We start from the raw sequence: 20917 nt of genomic DNA on the forward strand, positions 1-20917 counted from the left end.
GCCTTTTCCCCAAAGCCGTGACGGTGTTGGCCAAATCGCGTCCGCCTGAGCGGATGCGCGAAGGCAAGGTCGAGTGCAATGCCTGTCCGGTATTGTGCAAGATCGCAGACGGAGCGACTGGCGCATGTGACCGTTGGGGCAATGTTGCCGGCGATTTGATCCGCGTCGACCCCGTGCTGCTGATGGAGCGGGCAAAGGCCTCTGGCACCGCGATCGTTCCCTTCGCGGAGGGTGACGGGCTGAGTGGTGCGCGATCCTATTTCGTGACCGGGGTTGGTGCGGGGACGACCTATCCGGACTACAAGCCCGCACCGTTCATTGTCGCGTCGAAGCAGGATGATGTCGACATGGTCACCGTCGTGACCGAAGGCATTTTCAGTTATTGCAGCTTCAAGGTGAAGGTCGATACCGACCGCTATCTAGGGGACGAGGCGGCACCGATCCGTTATGCAGGCGAGCATGTGGGTCACGTCGCGACAGCCGAATATGGCTCGCAGATGCTCAATCTCGGCGGCGTGCACCATCTGACCGGCGGTTCAAAGCCCGAAGGCCGGGCGACCGTCAAGATGATGATGGAGCTGGGCAACAAGCAGCCCATCGACCTGGAGATAGAAGGTGGCGCGAAAATCACGGTCGAGGCGGGCAAGCCGCCGATTGTAAATGGCGTACCAGAGCAACGGATGCGCGTGGGATGCGGATCGGCGACGATCGGCATCTTCGCCAAACAATGGTGGGGGCTGGTCGACGAGGTGGTCGTCCTTGACGATCATATCACCGGCGTCTTGACAGAGCATCAGGCAGGAAAATGCCTCGATATGCCGCCTTCGGGCATCAAGATGGGGGGGCGCCGCTCCACTCCGGGGCGTTACTTCCAGATCGCGAATCCCGGTTCCGGCTGGGGCGGCACCGACCTGACGGATCCGCTCAAATGCCTCGTTGGCTTCGACCCGAAGGTCGCGAGGCCGGGTCTGAGGCTACTCATTACCTCTACCACTGGCGAGGATGCCGCCTATTTCGAGCTTGACGAGGCACTGCAACCGGTGGCGAAGCCAATGCCGCTCGCGCTTGCGCATGTGATTGAGCGCATCGCGGAGAATTGCGAACCTTCGTTGGCGACGGTGCTGTTCGTCGGGGGGGCGGGCGGCTCTCTGCGCGCGGGCGCGACGGAAAATCCTGTGGCACTCACGCGCTCGATCAAAAATCGCCTAGTCAACGTTACCTGCGGCGGGGTGCCGACCTATGTCTGGCCGGGCGGCGGCATCACCGTGATGGTTGATGTGGCCCAGATGCCGAATAACAGCTTCGGCTATGTGCCGACACCGGCGATCGTAGCGCCGATCGAGTTTACCATGCGGCTCGATGATTATCGTGCGCTCGGCGGACATATGGATGCGATTGTGTCGGTTGAGGACTTGCTGCGCGAGCCACATCATCAACTCGCGGCATGGGCGGGAGACCAGCCGTGGCCGCTGCTTCCCACCAAGGCGCCGCAATGATGGCCGCGGCGCGTTCGCGCTTGCCGGACGGCCGCTGGCATTTTCAGCATGGGCCGATTGATCTCGTCATTGGTGCGGATGGTGACGGTGATGCTGTTTCGGGCGGAATTGAAGGCGCTTGGGCGCGTTTTTCGGGGTTGCTGCACGAGTTGGCCGCCGAACTGCCTCTTCTGCGCGCCGACGTGTCCGCCGGTCAGGAGCCGCAAGGGCCTGTAGCGCGCCGGATGTGGCGTGCGGCATTGATGCATCGACCCTATTTTATCACGCCCATGGTCGCCGTGGCCGGCGCGGTTGCCGAGGAAATGATCGGTTACTTCCGCTGCGAGCCGGGTGTCAGTCGCGCCTATGTCAACAATGGCGGAGACATTGCCCTCCATCTTACCGGCAGGACGCGGTTTCGCATCGGGGTGTTCGGCGATATCGCACGGCTATGTCTCGAGGGCGCCTCGGCGCTCAGCCGGCACGAAGCAGTAATCGAGGTTGGCGCTGACGACGGGATTGGCGGTATTGCCACGAGCGGATGGCGTGGCCGCAGCCATAGCCTTGGCATCGCTGACAGCGTGACCGTGCTGGCAGGCGATGCCGCCACGGCCGATGCCGCGGCGACGATGATCGCCAACGCGGTCGACATAGCCGACCCACGCATCGTGCGTACGCCAGCCAGCCAGATCGACTCCGACAGCGATCTCGGTGCGCGGCTCGTCACGCGTGATGTGCCGCCGCTCGACGCGCGCGCGATCGAGGCGGCGATGGAAAGCGGGCTGGCGGAAGCGCGCAAGCTCATGGCGCGGGGCTTGATCGAGCAGGCCTATCTCCAGCTTCAGGGGCATTGCCGAATAGTCAGCGCAAGCGACGGCCTCAATGTGTCTCATCCTCCAATCGCAGCATGACGAAGGCATTATGATCGAGATCAAACGCATTTTCACTCAGGTCGAGGAAATTCGGCACGAATTTGGCCCGGCACCCGCTATCCCGCTCTTGCGCGGCGCGGCGGCGGCCGTGGTCGCCAATCCTTATGCCGGGCGTTACGAGCCTGATATCCTGCCGATGATGGCCGCACTCGAACCGGTCGGCGAGACTGTGGCGAAGGTGCTCATGGCCGCCATGGGCATCGGTGCGACACAAATTTCAGGCTACGGCAAAGGCGCTATCGTCGGTGCGGCGGGGGAGTTGGAGCATGGGGCGTTGTGGCATGTGCCCGGCGGCTATGCGATGCGTCGAGTTCTCGATCCGATTGGCGGTGGCAAGGCGATCGTACCGTCAGCCAAGAAGGTCGGCGGCCCCGGTGCAAGGCTCGACGTGCCGATCACCCACCACAACGCTTCTTACGTACGTGGCAATTTCGACGCGATCGAATTGAGTGTGCCTGGCGCACCGCGCGACGACGAAATGGTTCTGATTCTCGCAATGACGACAGGACCGCGCATTCACGATCGCGTCGGCGGTCTGCAGGCCGGCGACGTCAAGACCCTGGATGGATTGAGGTAAAGCATATGACCGCTAATATCAGAAAAATCGTCGTGCAGGTCGACGAGGTGCGCCGTGAACAAGGCCAGGACGTCTCGCCGCCCACGCGCCGCGTGGTCGCGATGGCGGTGATCGAAAATCCGTATGCTGGCCGCTATTCAGCCGGGTTGGACGAATTGATAGCGATTGGCGAGGAACTGGGCGGCCTGCTCGGCGCGCGCGCGGTCGCCGCGCTGGGCATCGCGCCAATGGAGGCGGAAAGCTACGGCAAGGCGGCGATAGTCGGAGAGCGCGGCGAGCTTGAACATGCCGCCGCGATACTGCACCCCAAGCTCGGCGCGCCGCTTCGCGTGGCGGTCGAGAACGGCGCGGCCTTGGTGCCGTCGGCCAAGAAGATCGGCGGGCTCGGCACTGCTATCGACATTCCGCTGGGTCACAAGAATGCCGCCTATGTCCGCAGTCACTTCGATGCGATCGAGGCGCGTATCGCAGATGCGCCGCGCGCAAATGAGATCGTGGTTGCTGTCGCCGTCACCGATAGTGGTCGTCCGCTTCCCCGTATCGGTGGCCTGGCAAAGGACGAGATCGTCGGTCAAGACGGCCTGCGCTGAATCAGGGAAAGGAATGTGACATGGCTGGTCCCGTCGTCGAACAAGTCCCTTTGGGCAAACTGGTCGTCAAGAATATCGGGCTATTGCTGACGGGCGACATTGATCGCCCGGTGAGCGATGCTGACACGCTGGTGGCCGTCGATGGACGGATCGCCGGGGTGGGCAGGTCGGCCGATATCGACACCGGCAATGCTGACCAGGTGATAGACGCCAAGGGAACAGCGGTCGCGCCCGGCCTGATTGACAGTCACGTCCACCCGGTCTTCGGCGACTGGACTCCCCGGCAGAGCCAGCTCAACTGGATCGATTCGAGTTTGCATGGCGGGGTGACATCCATGATCTCGGCGGGCGAAGTCCATCTCCCCGGCCGTCCCAAAGATATAGTTGGATTGAAGGCGCTCGCGATCACTGCACAGCGTGCCTATTCCAATTTCCGGCCCGGCGGGGTGAAGGTCCATGCTGGCGCGCCGGTGATTGAGCAGGGCATGGAGGAGCATGATTTCCGTGAATTGGCCGAAGCCGGTGTCACCCTGCTGGGTGAGATCGGATTGGGTTCGGTAAAGGCCGGCGCCGAGGCCGCGCAAATGGTGGCTTGGGCGCGCAAATATGGCATTCAGTCGACCATCCACACTGGCGGCCCATCAATTCCGGGATCGGGACTGATCGACAAGGATGTGGTGCTGGAGGCTGACGCCGACGTGATCGGGCATATTAACGGTGGGCATACGTCGTTATCTGAAGCCCATGTGTGCGAGTTATGCGAGCGATCGTCACGCGCGATCGAGATCGTTCACAACGGTAACGAAAAGACAGGTATCGCTGCCGCCAAAGCCGCGGTCGAACTGAAATGTCCGCATCGCGTCATTTTGGGTACGGACGGTCCGGCGGGTTCGGGAGTCCAGCCGCTCGGCATCGTGCGGCTGATCGCACTGCTTTCCAGCCTCGGCGGGCTGCGACCGGAAGATGTGTTCTGTTTTGCCACGGGCAATACCGCCCGCATCCGCGGGCTGGAGAGCGGGCTGATAGAGGTCGGTCGTCCGGCCGATCTCGTGTTCCTGGACAAGGCGCAACACAGCGCCGGGCGGGATATGCTGGATAGCGTCGCGCTGGGCGACATTCCTGGGGTCGGCATGGTCATGATCGACGGCATCGTACGATGCGGTCGCAGCCGCAACACCCCGCCTGCAGACAGAATTCCCATCATTCTCTAATCTGAAGGTAGCAACGATGACCGCAATGACCCCTCTCCTGTGGGATGATCCTTTTCGTCTGGTCGAGCAGTTTACCAGCGAGGAGCGATTGGTTTTCGAAACTGCCCAGGCTTATGCTCGCGACAAACTGTTGCCGCGCGTATTGTCGGCGACGCGTGAGGAGCGATTTGATCGCGAGATCATGAGCGAACTGGGCGAACTCGGCCTTCTCGGCGCGACCATCGAGGGCTATGGGTGCGCAGGTGTCAGCCACGTGGCATATGGGCTTGTGGCGCGCGCGGTCGAGCGCGTTGACTCCGGTTACCGTTCGGCCATGAGCGTCCAGTCCTCACTCGTGATGCACCCGATCCACGCCTATGGAACCGAGGCGCAACGCGAGAAATGGCTGCCGGGACTCGCCGCGGGCACCTTAATTGGCTGTTTTGGCCTTACGGAGCCCGATGCGGGGTCAGACCCCGGAAGGATGAAATCGCGCGCTAAAAAGGTCGATGGCGGCTATGTCCTGAACGGTTCGAAAATGTGGATCACTAACGCGCCGATTGCCGACGTTGCTGTGGTTTGGGCTAAGACCGAGGATGACGTGATCCGAGGATTCGTGCTTGAGCGCGGGGCGAAGGGTCTGAGTTTCCCCAAGATCGAAGGCAAGATGTCGCTGCGCGCGTCGGTCACGGGCGAGATTGTGATGGATGACGTTTTTGTTCCCGAGGGAAATTATCTGCCGGGCGCGAAGGGACTGGCCGGTCCGTTCGGTTGCCTCAACAAGGCGCGTTACGGGATAGCCTGGGGCGCGATGGGCGCTGCGGAGGATTGCTGGTTCCGCGCCCGGCAATATACGCTGGATCGCCAGCAATTCGGCAGACCGCTTGCGGCGACGCAACTTGTTCAGATAAAGTTGGCCAATATGCAGAGCGAGATCGCGCTCGGGCTCAATGCGGCGCTGGCGGTTGGCCGGGCGATTGACGCGGGCAATTGGTCGCCAGAGATGATCAGCCTGATCAAGCGTAACAATTGTGGCAAGGCGCTCGACATCGCCCGCGTGGCGCGCGACATGCACGGTGGTAACGGTATCGCGGATGAGTTTCACGTCATTCGCCATTTGGTCAATCTCGAGACGGTGAACACCTATGAAGGAACGCATGATATCCATGGCCTGATCCTCGGCCGCACGATTACCGGCATCGCGGCTTTCTGAAGTCATGACCCGGCCGCTTGAGAACATCCGGGTACTCGACCTGAGTCGCGTTTTGGCCGGCCCTTGGGCTACCCAGATGTTGGGTGATCTTGGTGCCGAGATTGTCAAGGTTGAGCGGCCGAGCAGCGGTGATGACACCCGCAGCTGGGGGCCGCCGTGGTATGGCGATCCAAAAGAACAGCGGTCAGCTTATTTCATGGCGGCAAACCGAAACAAGTCTTCGGTGGCGATCGACATGTCTGTGCCTGAAGGCGCGGATCTGATCCGCGAACTTGCCAAGCGTTCGGATGTCGTGGTCGAAAATTTCAAGACCGGGGGGCTCGCGCAATACGGGCTTGATTATGCCAGCCTCGCGGCGATTAATCCTCGGCTCGTTTATTGTTCGATCACTGGCTTCGGGCAAGATGGTCCCCGCGCCGCGCAGCCCGGTTACGACCTAATGATCCAGGCGCTGTCAGGGTTGATGAGCATCACCGGGGAACCAGATCGCGAGCCCCAGAAAGTGGGGGTTGCGCTCGTAGACGTTATGACCGGTTTGCACGCGGTGATTGCCATCCTCGCTGCGCTTCATCAGCGCGCTTCGACCGGAGTGGGTCAATATATCGATCTGGCCCTGTTCGATGTCGCCGTCTCCGCACTTGCGAACCAGGCATCAAACTATCTCGTCTCCGGAACGGTGCCAGGACGACTGGGCAATGCACATCCAAATATCGTGCCCTATCAGGTGTTCGATACCGCCGATGGGCAAATCGTTCTTGCCATCGGGAACGATCGCCAGTTCGCGGATTTCGCGACAATCATTGGGCGGCCAGAATGGGCCACCGACGATCGGTTCCGTACCAACGCAGCGCGTGTAGCCAACCGGTCGGTCATGGTTGAAGAGATAGCAAGCGTGTTGCGAGAATATTCTACTGTCCACTGCGTGACAATCTTCGGGAAAGCTGGGCTACCGCACGCACCCATTAACGATATCGCGTCCGCACTTGACGATCCGCAAGCAATCCATCGCGGATTGCGGATGCCGGCAAGCATTGGGTTCAGCGTCGCCGGTCCTCTGCGCTTCTCGGGGTCGACTGCCGAGCAACCGCGAACTCCAGCCAAGCTGGGCCAGCATAGCAAAAGCGTGCTGCGCGATGTGCTCGATATTGACCGCGATACAATCGAATCGTTGATGCAGCGCCGGGTAATTGCCGTCAGTTGAGCTTTGATAGCAGATCATGCAATTGGGCACGCTCGCTCATTGTTAGCGGTGCGAGGGTGGCCCGGGTCACTTCATGACCTACGCACTCGAGATCCTCGGCTAGCTTCAGTCCGGTGGAAGTAATGGTAAGGAGCATCCGGCGTTTGTCGCGGGGATCAGGCAATCGTCGTATAAACCCTCGATCATGCAATCGCGCAACGACCCCCATAATCGTTGAAGGGTCGACAAATACGAGGCGACCGAGCTGATTCTGCGACACACGACCCTCGTCGCGGATTTTGATCAGGGCGGTGAATTGTAGCGGGCTCAAGCCCGAATGGGTGAAGTGCTGGGCGAAGATCGCGCTAGCTCGCTGATGGGCACGGCGGATCAATAAGCCGATCTGATCATCGACGTGATAATCGCCATTCTGAGGCTGCTCAGGTTCCTCGTCCTCGGATGTCGTTTGTCTACTCATGATTAGCTGCTAGTCGACAACGGCGTGCTTCGCCAGTCTCTTGTCCACCCTATCCGTGTTTGGCTAACCACGGCGCTGAGAATTCCATGCTGGCGCTCTCGATTTATTGCGGACCGATGACGGCTAACTTGAGACGGCTGTTTCACGGATCTTGCGACCGTCACCCTGTATTTTACCGCTACGGGGCGCCGCGGCGAACAGATTTTGACCTTCGAGCAGCGTCTATTTTCAGCGTTGGCAACGCTCGACCTGTCGGGCGAGGCACCCAGGCTTTGCGATTGGCGCGAGCTGGAAGAAATCGTCGCGATCGACCTCGATCATTATATGTCCACCTGCGGCGGCCCGAGCGAGGTCGGGAAGATCAAGGCGTTCCGCGATCCTGCGTTCTTCCGCGATGCGGCGGGGGACGATGATTATTTGCTGTTCGCGGGATCGCAGGCGCGCTCGCGGTCCGAATACAACGGCGTCATCGGAATTGTTCGCCGGCAACGCGGCGAGCAGGGCTGGACCCTTCTCCCGCCAATCGTCAGCGCCGACACCCTCAACAATGAACTCGAGCGACCGCACATCATCTTCCACGCCGGCCTCTATTATCTCTTCTGGTCGACGCAGCGTCATGTCTTCGCGCCGTGGGGGCCTTCCGGTCCGACCGGGCTCTACGCCATGGTATCGCCCGCGCTCTTCGAGGGGTGGCGCCCGGTCAATGGCAGCGGGCTGGTGTTCGCCAATCCCGACGCCGCGCCGGCGCAGGCCTATCGCTGGTTCGTCTTGCCCGACTTGTCCGTCACGAGCTTTGTCGATGACTGGGGCGGCGGCGATGTCCGGAACTTCGGCGGCGCGTTCGCGCCGTTCGTCCATCTGCGGCTGGCAGGCGACACGGCAGGGGTTGCGCGATAGCTATGGTCCGTATGGAGACAATTGCCGGCATCGAACTGGGAGGGACGAAAGCGCTGGCCGTCCTTGCCCGCGGGAGCGAGATTCTGGCTAGCGCGCGATTTGCGACCACGACGCCCGACGAAACGCTCGCCGCGCTCGTCAAAACGCTCCAGGGGTGGAAGGGGCGCGAGGAATTTGCCGCGCTCGGAATTGCCTCTTTCGGTCCGCTGCGGCTTGATCCGGGTGCGCCGGATTTTGGCACAATGCTCGCCACACCCAAGGCAGGCTGGAGCGGAGCCGATATAGCGGGAGCGCTGAGCACAGTCGCGGATTGCCCGTGGCGGATCGACACCGACGTCAATGCCGCGGCCCTTGCCGAATGGCGCTGGGGAGCGGGACACGGGCTCGACAGCCTCTGCTACCTGATTTCATGCCCCTATTCAATTAAAATATTGTAAAATATAGATTTTATGGGGAATAATCCCAGTGGTAATCCAACCAGCAATCACCCAGCAATCACCGGATTCTAGGGCGTAAAAACCTCGTGCCCACGGCACAAAGGCTCGCGTCGATCAGAACTCTGTTCTGACAATTCTACTTAGATGTCGTCGATATGCTTCCGAGGAAGATGCTTGGATATGCGAGCGCGGATCCCTTTTGCGCCCCGGCTGACATTCTTCGCGCATTGACAGGCTCGCTATCTCATTCCCCTCATCAAAAAACTTGCTCGGTAAATAATGTTATCTATTTAGCAAATTTATGTGATCAGCGATGCGACATGCAAGTCGGGAAAGGATATCATGACCTTCGATCTTTCCGGGAAGAAGGCCCTCGTCACTGGTGCTTCGTCGGGCTTTGGCGCACATTTTGCCGCCGTGCTGGCGAGCGCAGGCGCCCATGTTGTCCTTGCGGCGCGACGTGTCGATGCGCTTGCGGAAGTGCAATCTTCCCTTCGCCGGAGGGGTGGTGACACGCCTCGAAGAGGAGACCCGGATCGGCAAGGGCGGGACCCTGGCGGCGCAGCTGTCGCGGCTCGACCTGATCGTGCTCGACGAGCTCGGTTATCTGCCGTTCGCCCGCTCCGGAGGGCAGTTGCTGTTCCACCTCATCAGCAAGCTTTATGAGCGCACCAGCGTCATCATCACTACCAACCTCGCCTTCGGCGAGTGGCCCACCGTCTTCGGTGATCCCAAGATGACTACGGCGCTGCTCGACCGCGTCACCCACCACTGCGATATCATCGAGACGGGCAACGACAGCTGGTGCTTCAAAAACCGCAGCTGACCGCCACCTTCGGCGCCTTCAAAAATCTATCTTGCGCTGCGCGCGCCTCCGGTCGGGCTACGCCCGCCCTCCGCCGCACGCAGCGCAAGGCGACCCTCAACTAACCAGCATCATATCCGAAAAAGGGGTCCCTCTTCGACGCCGATCGGGGGTCCCTTTTGAACACGTGTCGATGCGCTTGCGGAAGTGCAATCTTCCCTTCGCCGGAGGGGTGGTGACACGCCTCGAAGAGGAGACCCGGATCGGCAAGGGCGGGACCCTGGCGGCGCAGCTGTCGCGGCTCGACCTGATCGTGCTCGACGAGCTCGGTTATCTGCCGTTCGCCCGCTCCGGAGGGCAGTTGCTGTTCCACCTCATCAGCAAGCTTTATGAGCGCACCAGCGTCATCATCACTACCAACCTCGCCTTCGGCGAGTGGCCCACCGTCTTCGGTGATCCCAAGATGACTACGGCGCTGCTCGACCGCGTCACCCACCACTGCGATATCATCGAGACGGGCAACGACAGCTGGTGCTTCAAAAACCGCAGCTGACCGCCACCTTCGGCGCCTTCAAAAATCTATCTTGCGCTGCGCGCGCCTCCGGTCGGGCTACGCCCGCCCTCCGCCGCACGCAGCGCAAGGCGACCCTCAACTAACCAGCATCATATCCGAAAAAGGGGTCCCTCTTCGACGCCGATCGGGGGTCCCTTTTGAACACGATGACGTAATTGCTGCCGTTGTTCCCATTGGGGCGCGACAGCTGCAGGGTACGAGAAATCATCGTAACGGAGGAGCATCGCCATGAAGCACTATGTCGGACTGGACGTGTCGCAAAAGGAAACGTCGATTTGCATCGTCGATGAGGCAGGACGGCCCATTCACCAGGGCCGGGTGAAATCCGATCCGGGCGTGCTGGCGGCGGTCATCTCCAGGAAAGCTCCCAATGCCGAACGCGTCGGTCTTGAAACTGGCGCCATGTCGAGCTGGCTCTGGCATGAACTCAAGCGCACCGGTTTGCCCGTGGTCTGCATCGATGCGCGTCACGCCCATGCGGCCCTGTCCGTTCGCATGAACAAGAGCGACGAGAATGATGCTCGAGGCCTGGCGGAACTCGTCCGAGTCGGCTGGTATCGAGAGGTTGCCGTCAAGAGCGAGGAAAGCCAGACTGCGCGATCCATCCTCGTGTGTCGATCCCGATTGGTGCGAGTCCGACGCGATCTGGAAAATCAGATGCGCTCTATGCTTAAGGAATGCGGCTTGCTCTTTCCACGCGCAGCCGGCGGGCAGTTCCAACGGCGGGTCAACGACCTCATCGCCGATGGCCATGCTCTCGGCTCCATTCTTCGCCCGCTGCTATCCGTGCACAAGCAAACCTGCGGCGAGCTGGAAAGGATCGATCGAACCATTCGCCAGCTTGCGCGTGAGGATGAAACGACGCGGCGGCTGATGACCGTGCCAGGCATTGGCGTCGTCACGGCCCTGACATATCGTCACACGATCGACGACCCGACGCGCTTCCAGAATGCGGCAAAGGTCGGCGCTTATCTCGGGCTCACGCCCCGCCGAAAGCAATCGGGTGAAATGGACGTAACGGGAAAAGTCTCGCGCTGGGGCGACCGGCTGTTGCGCACCTATTTGTTCGAGGCGGCCAGCGTGCTGCTTCATCGAACCAAGCGGTGGTGCTCGCTTAAGGCGTGGGGGCTGCGGCTTGCAAAGCGAAGTGGCATGAAGAAAGCGCAGGTCGCCGTTGCCCGAAAACTCGCTATCATCCTTCATTGCATCTGGGTGGATGGAACCGAGTTCGAATGGGGGAAACGGCCTGCCTGACCGTCATACCTACCCTGAAATTGCAGGACTGACGCCAGACCTGTGATGATCCACCGGGACGGTGGTTGCGGTGACCTCGTTCAAACGGCTGCGGACTTCCAGGACCGCGTTGCGCACGTTGAGGCACCCGACCCGGACATCATCATGAGGCCATGACCTCGAAAAGGACCATGACCCCGGTTCGGATCAATACACAGGCTTGACAGAAACCCGCAATTAAAGGGCCGTTTGACATCGCTGGCTTTCCTCCCCGGTCCTGACGAGATCGCGCGGTCGAGCAGCGCCGTAGTCATCTTGGGATCACCGAAGATGATGGGCCAGTCTGCTAACGCGGGGTTTGTAGTGATGTGCACACTGAAGCGCTCATAGGCCTTGCTGATCAGAGGGAGCAGCGCCCTCCCTTCGTCTGAAGGGCGGATATCCAAGCTTATCGAGCAGCATCAGGTCGAGCCGTAACAACTGCTTTGCCAAGGTCCCGATCTTGCCGGCCCAGGTCCCTCTTAGCGGCGTGTCGCCATTTCTGATGTGGCGGATGCTGCGTTTCCGGCGCGGACAAGTCTGCCGGCAAATCAGGATCGAGCGCTTTGCGGGGTTGCGATCAAACTTCATTTTCCGATCAATCAGCCCAACTCAAGGGGCGAATTGAAAAGCAAGCTTGGCGAAAACGTTATTATATTGACAATTATGACCACTTGGGGGATTTATGCCTGAATGCTGGCGCAGACCAGTTGAAACTATGCGGGTTTCGGGGCTGGCTTGAGCTAGTCGACGGGAGGATGGAAGATCATATATTTTTGAAGATTTTAGCCGTGTGTGCGGCGCCTACCGCTTAGCCGCTGGGCACGCTGCATGTCTGCGCCTCAAAGATCACAGCCCGCAAAAATAAGGATGCGCGCCGAGACGCGCGAATGGGAAGGGAGAGACTGAAGTGATTAATCGATCAAACCAGCTTGCCACAGTGTCCGCGTTGGCAATGGCGGGCATCATGCTCGGTGTATCGACGTCTGCCAGCGCGGCTGACACTACCGAGGGAAGCGAGGCGCCAGCAAGCCGTGATGCCTCGGCCAACACCGATGGAAGTTCGACGGGGCTAAACGAAATTATTGTGACAGCTCAGAAGCGGTCCCAGAATCTCCAAGATGTTCCTGCAGTAATTAACGCGCTCGACGCGGGCATGATCGAGGATCGCCAGATTGGCGGTCTTGAAGAGCTTCAGGGGGCGGTTGCGGGCCTCAAGTTCGACCCTGTTTCCGGCAACTCCAACATTTCCATTCGCGGCGTCGGCACCACCTTCACGACCGGCGCGGGCGAAAATTCGGTCTCCTTGCATCTCGACGGCGTCTATCTTTCGAGCCCTCAGGGCGCTGGCCTCGGCCAGTTCGACCTTGGCGGGATCGAAGTGCTGCGTGGCCCGCAAGGGACACTTTACGGCAAGAATTCCACGGCGGGTATCGTCAACTTCATATCGGCGGCGCCTACCCGCGAGTTCGAAGCGGGCGTTACGGCGGGCTACGGGAATTATGACGACCTCAAAGGCTCGGCTTATGTCAGCGGCCCGCTTAGCGACGGAGTGCGCGCGCGGCTCTACATCGAAGGTGGCCAACGCGATGGCTATGTCAAGAATCTCCAGACCGGCCAGGATCTCGACGATCTGCGCTACATCGGTGGCCGTTTCGGTATCGACGCCGACGTGTCGCCCGGGTGGGATATGGAAGCGCGCCTGACCTACCGGCGCGAAGCCAGCAACGGCCCGGTGCGTCAGCCCTATGACCTCAACCGCCTGTCCTTGCCGATCCAGGATACGATCGTCACCCCTCGCCGGTTGAACTCACCGCTCATTTTTGACGGCAATCGGTCCATCGCGCTGGCATCGCTGAAAAACACGTTCGATCTCGGCGGCAACGTAAATCTTGTCTCGATCACCGGCGCTTCTCGCCTGCGCGTCAATTACAATTCGCTGGACTCGTTGGCGCAAGGAAATCCGAATGACCCGATCTTTGCAAATCTGACCATTCCGATCGCCCAGGGTGTCCGGGTTTCGACCTTCTCACAGGAATTCAACCTCAAGGGCGACAGTGGGCCGGTGGACTGGCTGGTGGGGGCCTTTTACTATAATGAAATCAACCGAACGACCGGCTCAGTTACCCTCGACGGACGGCTGCTTGGCAGCCCGTCCGCACTCATCCGTTTGTCCAACGGCCGCTCGAAGCGCGAAAGCGCCTCCATATTCGCAGATGCCACGATCAGCGTGAGCGACGCTACCCGGCTGTTTGGTGGCGTCCGGGGTCTTTACGAGCGGTCGCAAAATGATCTGTTGGTGACGTTCCAGCTTCCCGGCGGCACGGTCGTTCAGACCGATTGCAGTCCGGGCGCACCGCTTCAGCGCGTGACCGACTGGTCGGCTACGGGACGCATAGGCCTGCAGCATGATCTGTCGGACGATGTCATGGCCTATGGGCAGTTGTCGCGTGGGTACAAGTCCGGCGGCTTTTCCAACAGTACCTGCGGCAATCAGTATAAACCGGAAACGGTCAACGCCATCGAGACGGGACTCAAGACGCGGTTTCTTGACAGGCGTGCGACGCTTAACCTCTCGGCCTTCTACTATGATTACAAGAATATCTCGGTCGAGCAGTCGACGATATTCGGGACCAATGTCGTAGGCGCTCCGAAAAGCGAGATCTACGGGCTGGACATCGACGGGCGGCTGCAGGTCAATGATATGCTGAGCTTCGATGGCAACGCGAGCTTCGTACACAGCGAATATAAGCGCTTCCTGTCGACGGGTGGCGCGATCTTTGGCGAGCCCGATGGTACCGATTTGGCGGGACGGGCTCTCAACAAGGCTCCGGGTGCGTCCGGTACGATCGGCACGCAACTCGAATTTCCCGTCGGCTCGGGCAAGATCACGCTTCGCGGCGAGGCCTATTTCACAAGCGGATACCGCCTCCGCGAATATAATGATCCCTCGCTGCGGCAGAATGCATATGAACTGTATAATGCATTCGTGACGTACGAACCCAATGATTTGGTCACCGTGCGTGGCTTTGTCCGGAACATCACCAAGACAAATTATATCCAGGGGACTGTGGTGCAGCTCAATGGGGTCACGGGGGTCTATAATCCGCCACGCACCTATGGTGTGGAACTGGCACTGAAAATCCGCTGAGGCACCAGGGCCGGCCTGCGGGCCGGCCCGTCGCCGAAGAATATTGAACACGGAAAGTTGATTTGAAATGAGTGCGGAAACTGAAGAATTGCAGGGGTTCTACGACAAGTCGGTCGCGGCTGCGAAGTCGGGCTACCCGGAAATTGACGCAGATCGGCTGGCAGCCTTCATTGCTGCGCAGCCCGGCATCGAAGGCCCCGTCACGCTCAGCAATTTCATTGTCCCGCAATCATCCGGTGCCAGCAACGGCATTCTGTTGTTCACGGCCGAGTTCGGGCGGAGCGGCGAGCGTCGCCGGGAAGACATGGTCGCGCGTTACGCACCTGGCACGACCATGATCAAACAGAAGAGCTTTTCTGACGAGTTCCTGACTCTCGTCGCGGCATACAAGCGCGGTCTGCCCGTGCCCGAGCCGCTATGGCTTGACGCGGACGGTTCGGCTGTCGGCTATCCGTCCTTCGTCATGGCGCGGATCGAGGGCACGCCTCCCGCGTCCGCAATGTACTCCAAGGGGCCGCTCGCCGACGTCAGTCCGGAAGCGCGCAAGGCGATGATGCTTGAAGCCGCTGGCTTTCATGGTCGCCTGCGCCGCGAGGCGATCGGTCGCGAGGAACTGCCGCATCTGCTCGCGCGCGGCAGCGGTGAAACCGATATCGAACGCGAACTCAACTGGTTCCTCGCGGAAGCAAAACTAAGCTCCGAGCCGGACGATCCGAAGCTCGACCCCATCGTCGAGGCTCACCGCTGGATGGTCGCGCACCAGCCAGCCGTTCGCGAGGGAACGCTTGTACAGGGCGATTCCCAGATCGCGAATGTGATGTTTCGCGACGGGCGGCTTGCGGCTGTGCTCGATTGGGAACTCGCCTATCTCGGCCATAATGAGGCCGACCTTGCGCTCATCGTCTTCCTCACCGAGACGATGAAACAGCTCGACAAGCATGTCGACGGGACACCGACCGAGGCAGAATATCTTGCTCGGTTCGAGGAAGAGGCCGGCGCTCCGGCGGAACATTATGACTTTTTCAAACTGTTTCCTCTCTTCAAGACGCAGTGCATCCTGCTATCGGGGCGGAGCTTCCAGCCAGCCTTCGAACAGGTCTGGACCTATTATCTCGCCCACCTTCATGCCGAACTCGCCAACGCGAAACGCATATACGGCGATTGACGCCGCGGATCGGGGCATGGCGGACAGCACCCGGCCCGAGAAGCAACACAATGGACAGGGGCCGCGCAGCTTGCCAGCTGCGCGGCCCCTCTATCATTAGCATCGGGTCCGGCACTTTCGCGCATTCTCAAACGCGATTGCCGGCTGGGCGTCGCCGTGCCGGCGCCTTTTCCGGGCGCCGGCAACCCACGTCGATTCAAATAATATAATCCTCGGCCTTGCTGAGCCCCTCGTCAATCGCAAGAAAACTGACGTCCGCCTGGTTCGGGATATATGAACCCCGGCCAGGATTCGTACACATTTCGAGATCGACGAACCCTGTTTTCCCGCCATATTCAAAGGTCGAGATATTGTCCTGCGAGAATGTGCCCATCGCCGGCAGAGGTGTGAGGAACCCCTGAACGACCTTGGATTCGATCCTGAGCTGCTCGCCGGACTCAAGCGTCATGATGCCGATGCTCCCGAGCGGGGTCAGGCCATCATAATCAAAGGTCACGGCAACCCGCAGGTTGGTGATCGCCTCCTGCTTGCCGTTGCGATCGACGAAGCCCATTGTCATCGGGGTCGTTTCGTTGAAATCGAGAAAGAAGCCCGCGAAGCTGAGTTCGGAACCACAGGTGCCGGTGTACATGCGATATCGGTGCATCATGGGCGCGCTGTCGCTTCGCTTCCCCCATGACCGGTCGCGATGGGCAAAAGCGTCAATTTCATATTCATTGTCGCCAATTCGGACTTTCCCGCGAATGCGGCCGCCGCATTCGAGGTGACCATCGGAATTGGTAGCTTCTTCGAAATGCTCTGTATTCTTGCCCGACGGCCAGTTGCGCGGTGTATAGAAGCTCTCGTAGAATTCGATATCAGCCGAAGACTCAGGCTCGTCCCAAGTGTAGCGCATCCTGCCGTCGCCGAGAGCCTCGGCCGTGTGGCTGCCAACGACCTGCTTGCGGGACTGGCGCGCGTCCGCACCCAATTGTACCTCGTTGCGCGGGGCGCTGTTGAGGACAAATCGTTCACCGCCCGTCTTGAAGACGAACAGCATCAGCTGGCCGGTGCCCTTGTTCGGCTTCTGGCCGATGCGATGGAAGCCTCCCACGCCCAATTTGACATCATAGAACCAGTAGCAATCGCTCTCCTGCCAGCTAGGTTCGTCGCTGAACTGGTGCGGGCAATCCCAATGATCCGAGAACACGGCTTCCATTACCTCAATCCCTTCTTTTCTGTTTGTAATGACTAAAGATCACGCCCCCGCACCGGCCATGCCATTGACCATCGCCATGAAACCTTCGCCCGGCGATGCGTCCGGCATACCGAGTTTGCGCGCCATCAGCATCGTCGCGGGATTGTTTGTCAGCACGTCCGTCCCCGCTGGCATCCGCCCTTCGCCGACGAGGCGATCCGAGAAGCGAATTCCCACGATGTTCATGCGGAACCAGGCGAGCATCGAATAATAGTCCAGATCGGCAACCGGCCGACCGCGTTCGGCTTCGTAATGGGCGATGATCTCGGCGCGGCTTGGCAGACCCTCGAGCCGCGCTACCCCCGACAGCGTCGAGAAATTTTCCTCGGCCTCGAGCCACCACGCGAGATCTGCTTCGCCGGGACCGAGGGAAGCCATTTCGAAGTCGATCAGGGCTGCTACGCTGAGGTCGGGTCCGAACATCATATTGGCAGGTGTCGGATCGCCCCAAAGGACGCTGACATCGGTGTCCCGCGGCTTGTTTGCCATGAGATAGTCGAGGGCGGCGTCGGCAACTTCGAGCCGGCGACCAGCTTTGGCCCAGATATACCAGTCTCTGGTCCAGGCAAGGAACTGATCGATGCCGGGTTCGCCCCGCTGGCGGTCGTCCAGAAAGGAAAAGCCTTGCCGCCAGTCGATCCGGTGGAGCCGCGCCAGCGTTCCGATCGCTCGCAGCCATATCTCGCGTCGCTGTTCGATCGGCAAATCGGCGAGCCACCCTTCGACGTTATAATTCGGCACCTGGTCAACGACCCGTCCTTCGATCGCCTCCATCACGAGGAAGGGGCTCCCGATCGGCGCCGGGTTGGGTTCGACACCGAGCGCGCGCGGGGCAGGAATATGGGGGTGGAGCGCGAGCGCCTCCATCATCCGGTGCGGCAGCCTGATATCGGCGTCAAGGAAAAGGTCCGTCCCGGCGAGTTGTCGCCTGATGACGAGTGCGCGTTCACGATGTTCGCCATCGGCTTCATAAGCCATGGTAGCGAACATCGTTTCAGCGGAGTTACCCGTGCCGCTGGGAAAACGCAGGGGCGACAAGGTCAGGTCGCCCAGTTCGGCGAATTTCTGCCGCAGCCAGGCCTGAAGGCCTGTCCGCATCGCCTCGCGGTCGATCGTCTGCGCGCCGCTCATGGATGATTCAACCCGGCCCGACTGCGGTAAAGACCGTTGTCGAGTCTGCCGCTCGCCACGAAGGTCGGACGATCGGTTCCATTGCGTGGGTTCAAGATCGTGTCGATGAGGCCACCGCCCGTGCGATTGCCGCAACGTATTGTGCATGGCATCGCCATCTCGAAATGCTTCTGACCAAGTTCAAGCCAGACATTGCCATATCCTTCGGCCTCGAACGTCAGCCGGCCAAATTTTTCCGAAACGGCCACGACGGTTCCGCCCCGATTGGATAGCCCGTCAAATGCCATCAGCACGGACGCATCCTCGATCACGGCGGTGTCCACTTCGCCATCCTTTACGATATAGCCGAAAAGACTTTCGAGCCCGGAGCGCATGCGCCCGCCGCCGAAGCCAAAAGAAAAATCCTCACCAAGCGAGCCCACGAGCCACCAGGCGGCATACATGTCGGCATTGGGGTTATCCATGTGCCGTGGGCCCCAGCTATGGTCGCGATAGGTAAAGCCCGAAATGGCGCGCTCGGGCTCATCGCCGATTCGAACGGACCCCGAAAAAGTGCCGCCGGCCTGGAGATGATTGGCTGCCATCACGCGGCTCGTTTCGTTCCGCATGCCAGTGAGGTCCCAGAAATCATAGGGTGCGTGCACATCGCGGACCTGGATATCGAGATCGACATTCTCGTCGCTGGCACGCCACCGGCTTGAGCGGACGCCGAATGTGGCGGACTGGAAACCATCGGCATGGAACGTGTCGACGGTCCGGTCGGCTTCGCGAAGAGGAAGCCCTTCAGCTGTGCGGGAATAGTTGAGCCCGTTACGCGAGGTCACGCCAAAGCAGGACCGGGTAAGGCCGAGGATCGGTTGATGGCCGATCCGGATGAAGCCGCCGATTTCCTGGGAGGGATCGGCCCAGCCAAGGACAATGCTTTCCTGCCATTGCGGATCTTCCCCAGGATCGTGCGGAAGCTCGACATCATCCGGCAGCGGTGACAGTTTCGAAATTTCCATGGCCTCGTCCCTTCATTGCGCATTGCGCGCGATTCCTCGAAACCCGGGAATCGTTCGTTCATTAATTATGCAGCTAATTATATTTTCTTTCCGCCGTCAACAGGGCTGCTGCTGCGGCGGGTTTAACGGTGCGTTGCGGCGGAGGAGCGGGCAGCGGGCACGCGCCACGAATTTTTTAGGTATTCAATTAATTATCCGTTGACTTTCGCTGCTCAATCGGCCCGATGGTGCTTCGCCCTCGTTGCGGGAGCGTCGTCTGCGGTCACGAAACATGGCACAATCGTTCGAGCACCGCGGATGATCGCCCGAGGATCCCGCCTGGGCGATGGGCGCCAACCTGCGGTCGAGAGCCGGCCGCGCGGCAGAACAGAAACGGGAGAGTCATGTCGGAACTCGATGTCGATCAGATTGGCGCAGCTATCGTCAAGCATCAGCGTGGTGCGCGGTTCGCCGAAACCACTCCCGATCAATGGGGCGACCGGCTCATGCAGTTTATCGGCGCGCAGGCGGGAGTCTCGGACGTCCGAGTCGCCAACGTGCGCGAAGTCGGCACAGCTGCGGGTGGTTCGAACGGAACTCTTCTGTTCGAGGCAAGCTGGACCGAAGACGGCGAGCCGCGCTCGTCGGGTCTCGTCTTGCGTTTCATGCCGACGCGCGGCCTGTTCCACGCCTATGACGTCACCGCGCAGTTCAACCTGCAGCGCGCGCTTGAAGCCACCGATGTGCCGGTTCCGCCACAGATCTGGCTCGATCCGGACGGCAACCTTCTCGGTCGCCCGGGCTATGTGATGGGAATGGTCGAGGGGGCGAGCGCGCCGATGACCTGGATGACTTCGGGCATCATCGCCGACGCTGAGCCGGCAGCGCGGCGCGAGATGCAACTGGGCTATCTCGAAGCGCTCGCGCGCGTGCATGCGCTGGACTGGCGGGCGCTCGGGCTCGAATGGCTGGAAAAGCGCGCGGCGGGTGCGCGTCCGATCGAGCGCGAGGTAAATTGGTATTGGGATTCGCTCGAATATGCCGACTGCAAGCCCTATCTCGAAGCGCTGCGACCGCTCCGGGATTGGCTCGTCGCAAATGAGCCGGCCGACATTGATACGGTCCTGTGTCATGGCGACGCGAACTTCGGCAATTATCTCTATCTCGGGACTGCGGTGTCGGCCGTGGTCGATTGGGAGATGAGCTTTCTCGGGACGCCCGAATGCGATGTCTGTTTCACGCATATGGGCGACCAGATCATCCAGAATGATGTCCCGGCTCTGGAAGGGACGCTGAGTTATCAGCAGCGGATTGCAGAATATGAGCGACTGTCGGGGCGCAAGCTTCGCAACATGCCCTATTTCGAGCTGTTTACGGCCTATCGGCTGGCGGTCATCAACGTGCTGACGTTCCGGCATTTCCCGGAGCCCATATTGCGCCAGTTGTTGCCAGTCATCGAACGCGGGCCGAAGATCGCCGCGGATTTGGCCGCCAGGGTCGGACTGGAGATTTTGCTGCCGCCGTCGGGCACGATCGACTGAAATTTAGGGTCCACTTGTTCGCTCGACCCCGAGCGTCCTCTCCGCACTGCGACGCTCGCGAGATCGCGAGTCCTTGCGGCTGCGGCGAC

The 20917-nt window shown here is 60.4% G+C and carries 17 protein-coding genes and 4 pseudogenes; 16 read left to right on the forward strand and 5 right to left on the reverse strand.

Going from position 1 to position 20917, the window contains the following annotated elements:
• Nucleotides 1-17: 17 nt before the first annotated feature.
• The 7 genes from V6U71_RS03700 to V6U71_RS03730 are packed head-to-tail and all read left to right on the forward strand — an operon-like array spanning nt 18 to nt 7178.
• Complete coding sequence (locus tag V6U71_RS03700) at nt 18-1496, forward strand: hypothetical protein (protein ID WP_411341024.1); 1479 nt, start codon at nt 18-20, stop codon at nt 1494-1496.
• Entirely contained in the window at nt 1496-2386 is an 891-nt protein-coding gene (locus V6U71_RS03705) for a UPF0280 family protein (protein ID WP_411341025.1), read from the forward strand. Before V6U71_RS03700 ends, V6U71_RS03705 begins: the two co-directional genes overlap by 1 nt.
• Before the next feature lie 10 nt (nt 2387-2396).
• Entirely contained in the window at nt 2397-2984 is a 588-nt protein-coding gene (locus tag V6U71_RS03710) for an amino acid synthesis family protein (protein WP_411341026.1), read from the forward strand.
• A 5-nt stretch (nt 2985-2989) separates the two neighbouring features.
• Complete coding sequence (locus tag V6U71_RS03715) at nt 2990-3574, forward strand: amino acid synthesis family protein (protein ID WP_411341027.1); 585 nt, start codon at nt 2990-2992, stop codon at nt 3572-3574.
• A gap of 20 nt (nt 3575-3594) precedes the next feature.
• Complete coding sequence (locus tag V6U71_RS03720; RefSeq protein WP_411341028.1) at nt 3595-4785, forward strand: amidohydrolase family protein; 1191 nt, start codon at nt 3595-3597, stop codon at nt 4783-4785.
• Nucleotides 4786-4801: 16 nt separating this feature from the next.
• On the forward strand, nt 4802-5977 hold the full coding sequence (locus V6U71_RS03725; protein ID WP_411341029.1) for an acyl-CoA dehydrogenase: 1176 nt from the start codon (nt 4802-4804) through the stop codon (nt 5975-5977).
• A 4-nt stretch (nt 5978-5981) separates the two neighbouring features.
• Nucleotides 5982-7178 (forward strand): CaiB/BaiF CoA transferase family protein, encoded by a 1197-nt coding sequence (locus V6U71_RS03730; protein WP_411341030.1) that lies wholly within the window; start codon nt 5982-5984, stop codon nt 7176-7178.
• Here V6U71_RS03730 and V6U71_RS03735 read toward each other — a convergent pair.
• Nucleotides 7171-7635: a MarR family winged helix-turn-helix transcriptional regulator gene (locus V6U71_RS03735; protein WP_411341031.1), complete on the reverse strand. Its 465-nt coding sequence runs from the start codon at nt 7633-7635 to the stop codon at nt 7171-7173. The genes V6U71_RS03730 and V6U71_RS03735 overlap by 8 nt on opposite strands.
• Before the next feature lie 234 nt (nt 7636-7869).
• On the opposite strand from V6U71_RS03735, the gene V6U71_RS03740 reads away from it, so the two are divergent.
• From V6U71_RS03740 to V6U71_RS03765, 6 genes and pseudogenes are all read left to right on the forward strand, one after another.
• Complete coding sequence (locus V6U71_RS03740; RefSeq protein WP_411341032.1) at nt 7870-8532, forward strand: glycoside hydrolase family 68 protein; 663 nt, start codon at nt 7870-7872, stop codon at nt 8530-8532.
• A gap of 11 nt (nt 8533-8543) precedes the next feature.
• Nucleotides 8544-8969, forward strand: coding sequence for an ROK family protein (locus tag V6U71_RS03745; RefSeq protein ID WP_411341033.1), 426 nt, complete (start codon nt 8544-8546; stop codon nt 8967-8969).
• Nucleotides 8970-9311: 342 nt separating this feature from the next.
• Nucleotides 9312-9416 (forward strand): annotated as a pseudogene (locus tag V6U71_RS03750) (2-deoxy-D-gluconate 3-dehydrogenase); the annotation flags it as partial.
• A gap of 58 nt (nt 9417-9474) precedes the next feature.
• Nucleotides 9475-9795, forward strand: a pseudogene (locus V6U71_RS03755) (ATP-binding protein); the annotation flags it as partial.
• Between the two features lie 211 nt (nt 9796-10006).
• Nucleotides 10007-10327, forward strand: a pseudogene (locus V6U71_RS03760) (ATP-binding protein); the annotation flags it as partial.
• 249 nt (nt 10328-10576) lie between these two features.
• Complete coding sequence (locus tag V6U71_RS03765) at nt 10577-11602, forward strand: IS110 family transposase (RefSeq protein WP_058537102.1); 1026 nt, start codon at nt 10577-10579, stop codon at nt 11600-11602.
• Nucleotides 11603-11871: 269 nt separating this feature from the next.
• Here V6U71_RS03765 and V6U71_RS03770 read toward each other — a convergent pair.
• Nucleotides 11872-12088 (reverse strand): annotated as a pseudogene (locus tag V6U71_RS03770) (ATP-binding protein); the annotation flags it as partial.
• A gap of 487 nt (nt 12089-12575) precedes the next feature.
• Between V6U71_RS03770 and V6U71_RS03775 the strand changes: the two are divergent.
• Both V6U71_RS03775 and V6U71_RS03780 read left to right on the forward strand, forming a co-directional pair.
• The gene (locus V6U71_RS03775) at nt 12576-14771 is read left to right on the forward strand and encodes a TonB-dependent receptor (protein ID WP_411341034.1); all 2196 of its coding nucleotides are present in this window, start codon (nt 12576-12578) and stop codon (nt 14769-14771) included.
• Nucleotides 14772-14838: 67 nt separating this feature from the next.
• Nucleotides 14839-15936, forward strand: a complete 1098-nt coding sequence (locus tag V6U71_RS03780; protein ID WP_105998676.1) for a phosphotransferase family protein — start codon at nt 14839-14841, stop codon at nt 15934-15936.
• A 196-nt stretch (nt 15937-16132) separates the two neighbouring features.
• Here the strand turns inward: V6U71_RS03780 and V6U71_RS03785 are convergent, their stop codons facing one another.
• From V6U71_RS03785 to V6U71_RS03795, 3 genes are read right to left on the reverse strand one after another with little or no spacing between them, the layout of a single operon-like run.
• A complete protein-coding gene (locus tag V6U71_RS03785) occupies nt 16133-17134 on the reverse strand; it encodes a DUF7064 domain-containing protein (protein WP_411341035.1) in 1002 nt (333 codons plus the stop codon).
• Between the two features lie 39 nt (nt 17135-17173).
• The gene (locus tag V6U71_RS03790) at nt 17174-18304 is read right to left on the reverse strand and encodes a phosphotransferase family protein (RefSeq protein WP_411341036.1); all 1131 of its coding nucleotides are present in this window, start codon (nt 18302-18304) and stop codon (nt 17174-17176) included.
• Nucleotides 18301-19308 carry a DUF7064 domain-containing protein gene (locus V6U71_RS03795; RefSeq protein ID WP_242446151.1) on the reverse strand — a complete coding sequence of 336 codons (1008 nt, stop codon included), beginning with the start codon at nt 19306-19308 and terminating at the stop codon, nt 18301-18303. The genes V6U71_RS03790 and V6U71_RS03795 overlap by 4 nt, the downstream gene beginning before the upstream one ends.
• Nucleotides 19309-19691: 383 nt before the next feature.
• Here V6U71_RS03795 and V6U71_RS03800 point away from each other — a divergent pair, with 383 nt between their 5' ends.
• Complete coding sequence (locus V6U71_RS03800) at nt 19692-20828, forward strand: phosphotransferase family protein (protein ID WP_054586672.1); 1137 nt, start codon at nt 19692-19694, stop codon at nt 20826-20828.
• The last annotated feature ends 89 nt before the right edge of the window (nt 20829-20917 follow it).

The organism is Sphingopyxis sp. J-6 (genome assembly GCF_046603995.1).
Classification (GTDB): Bacteria; Pseudomonadota; Alphaproteobacteria; order Sphingomonadales; family Sphingomonadaceae; genus Sphingopyxis.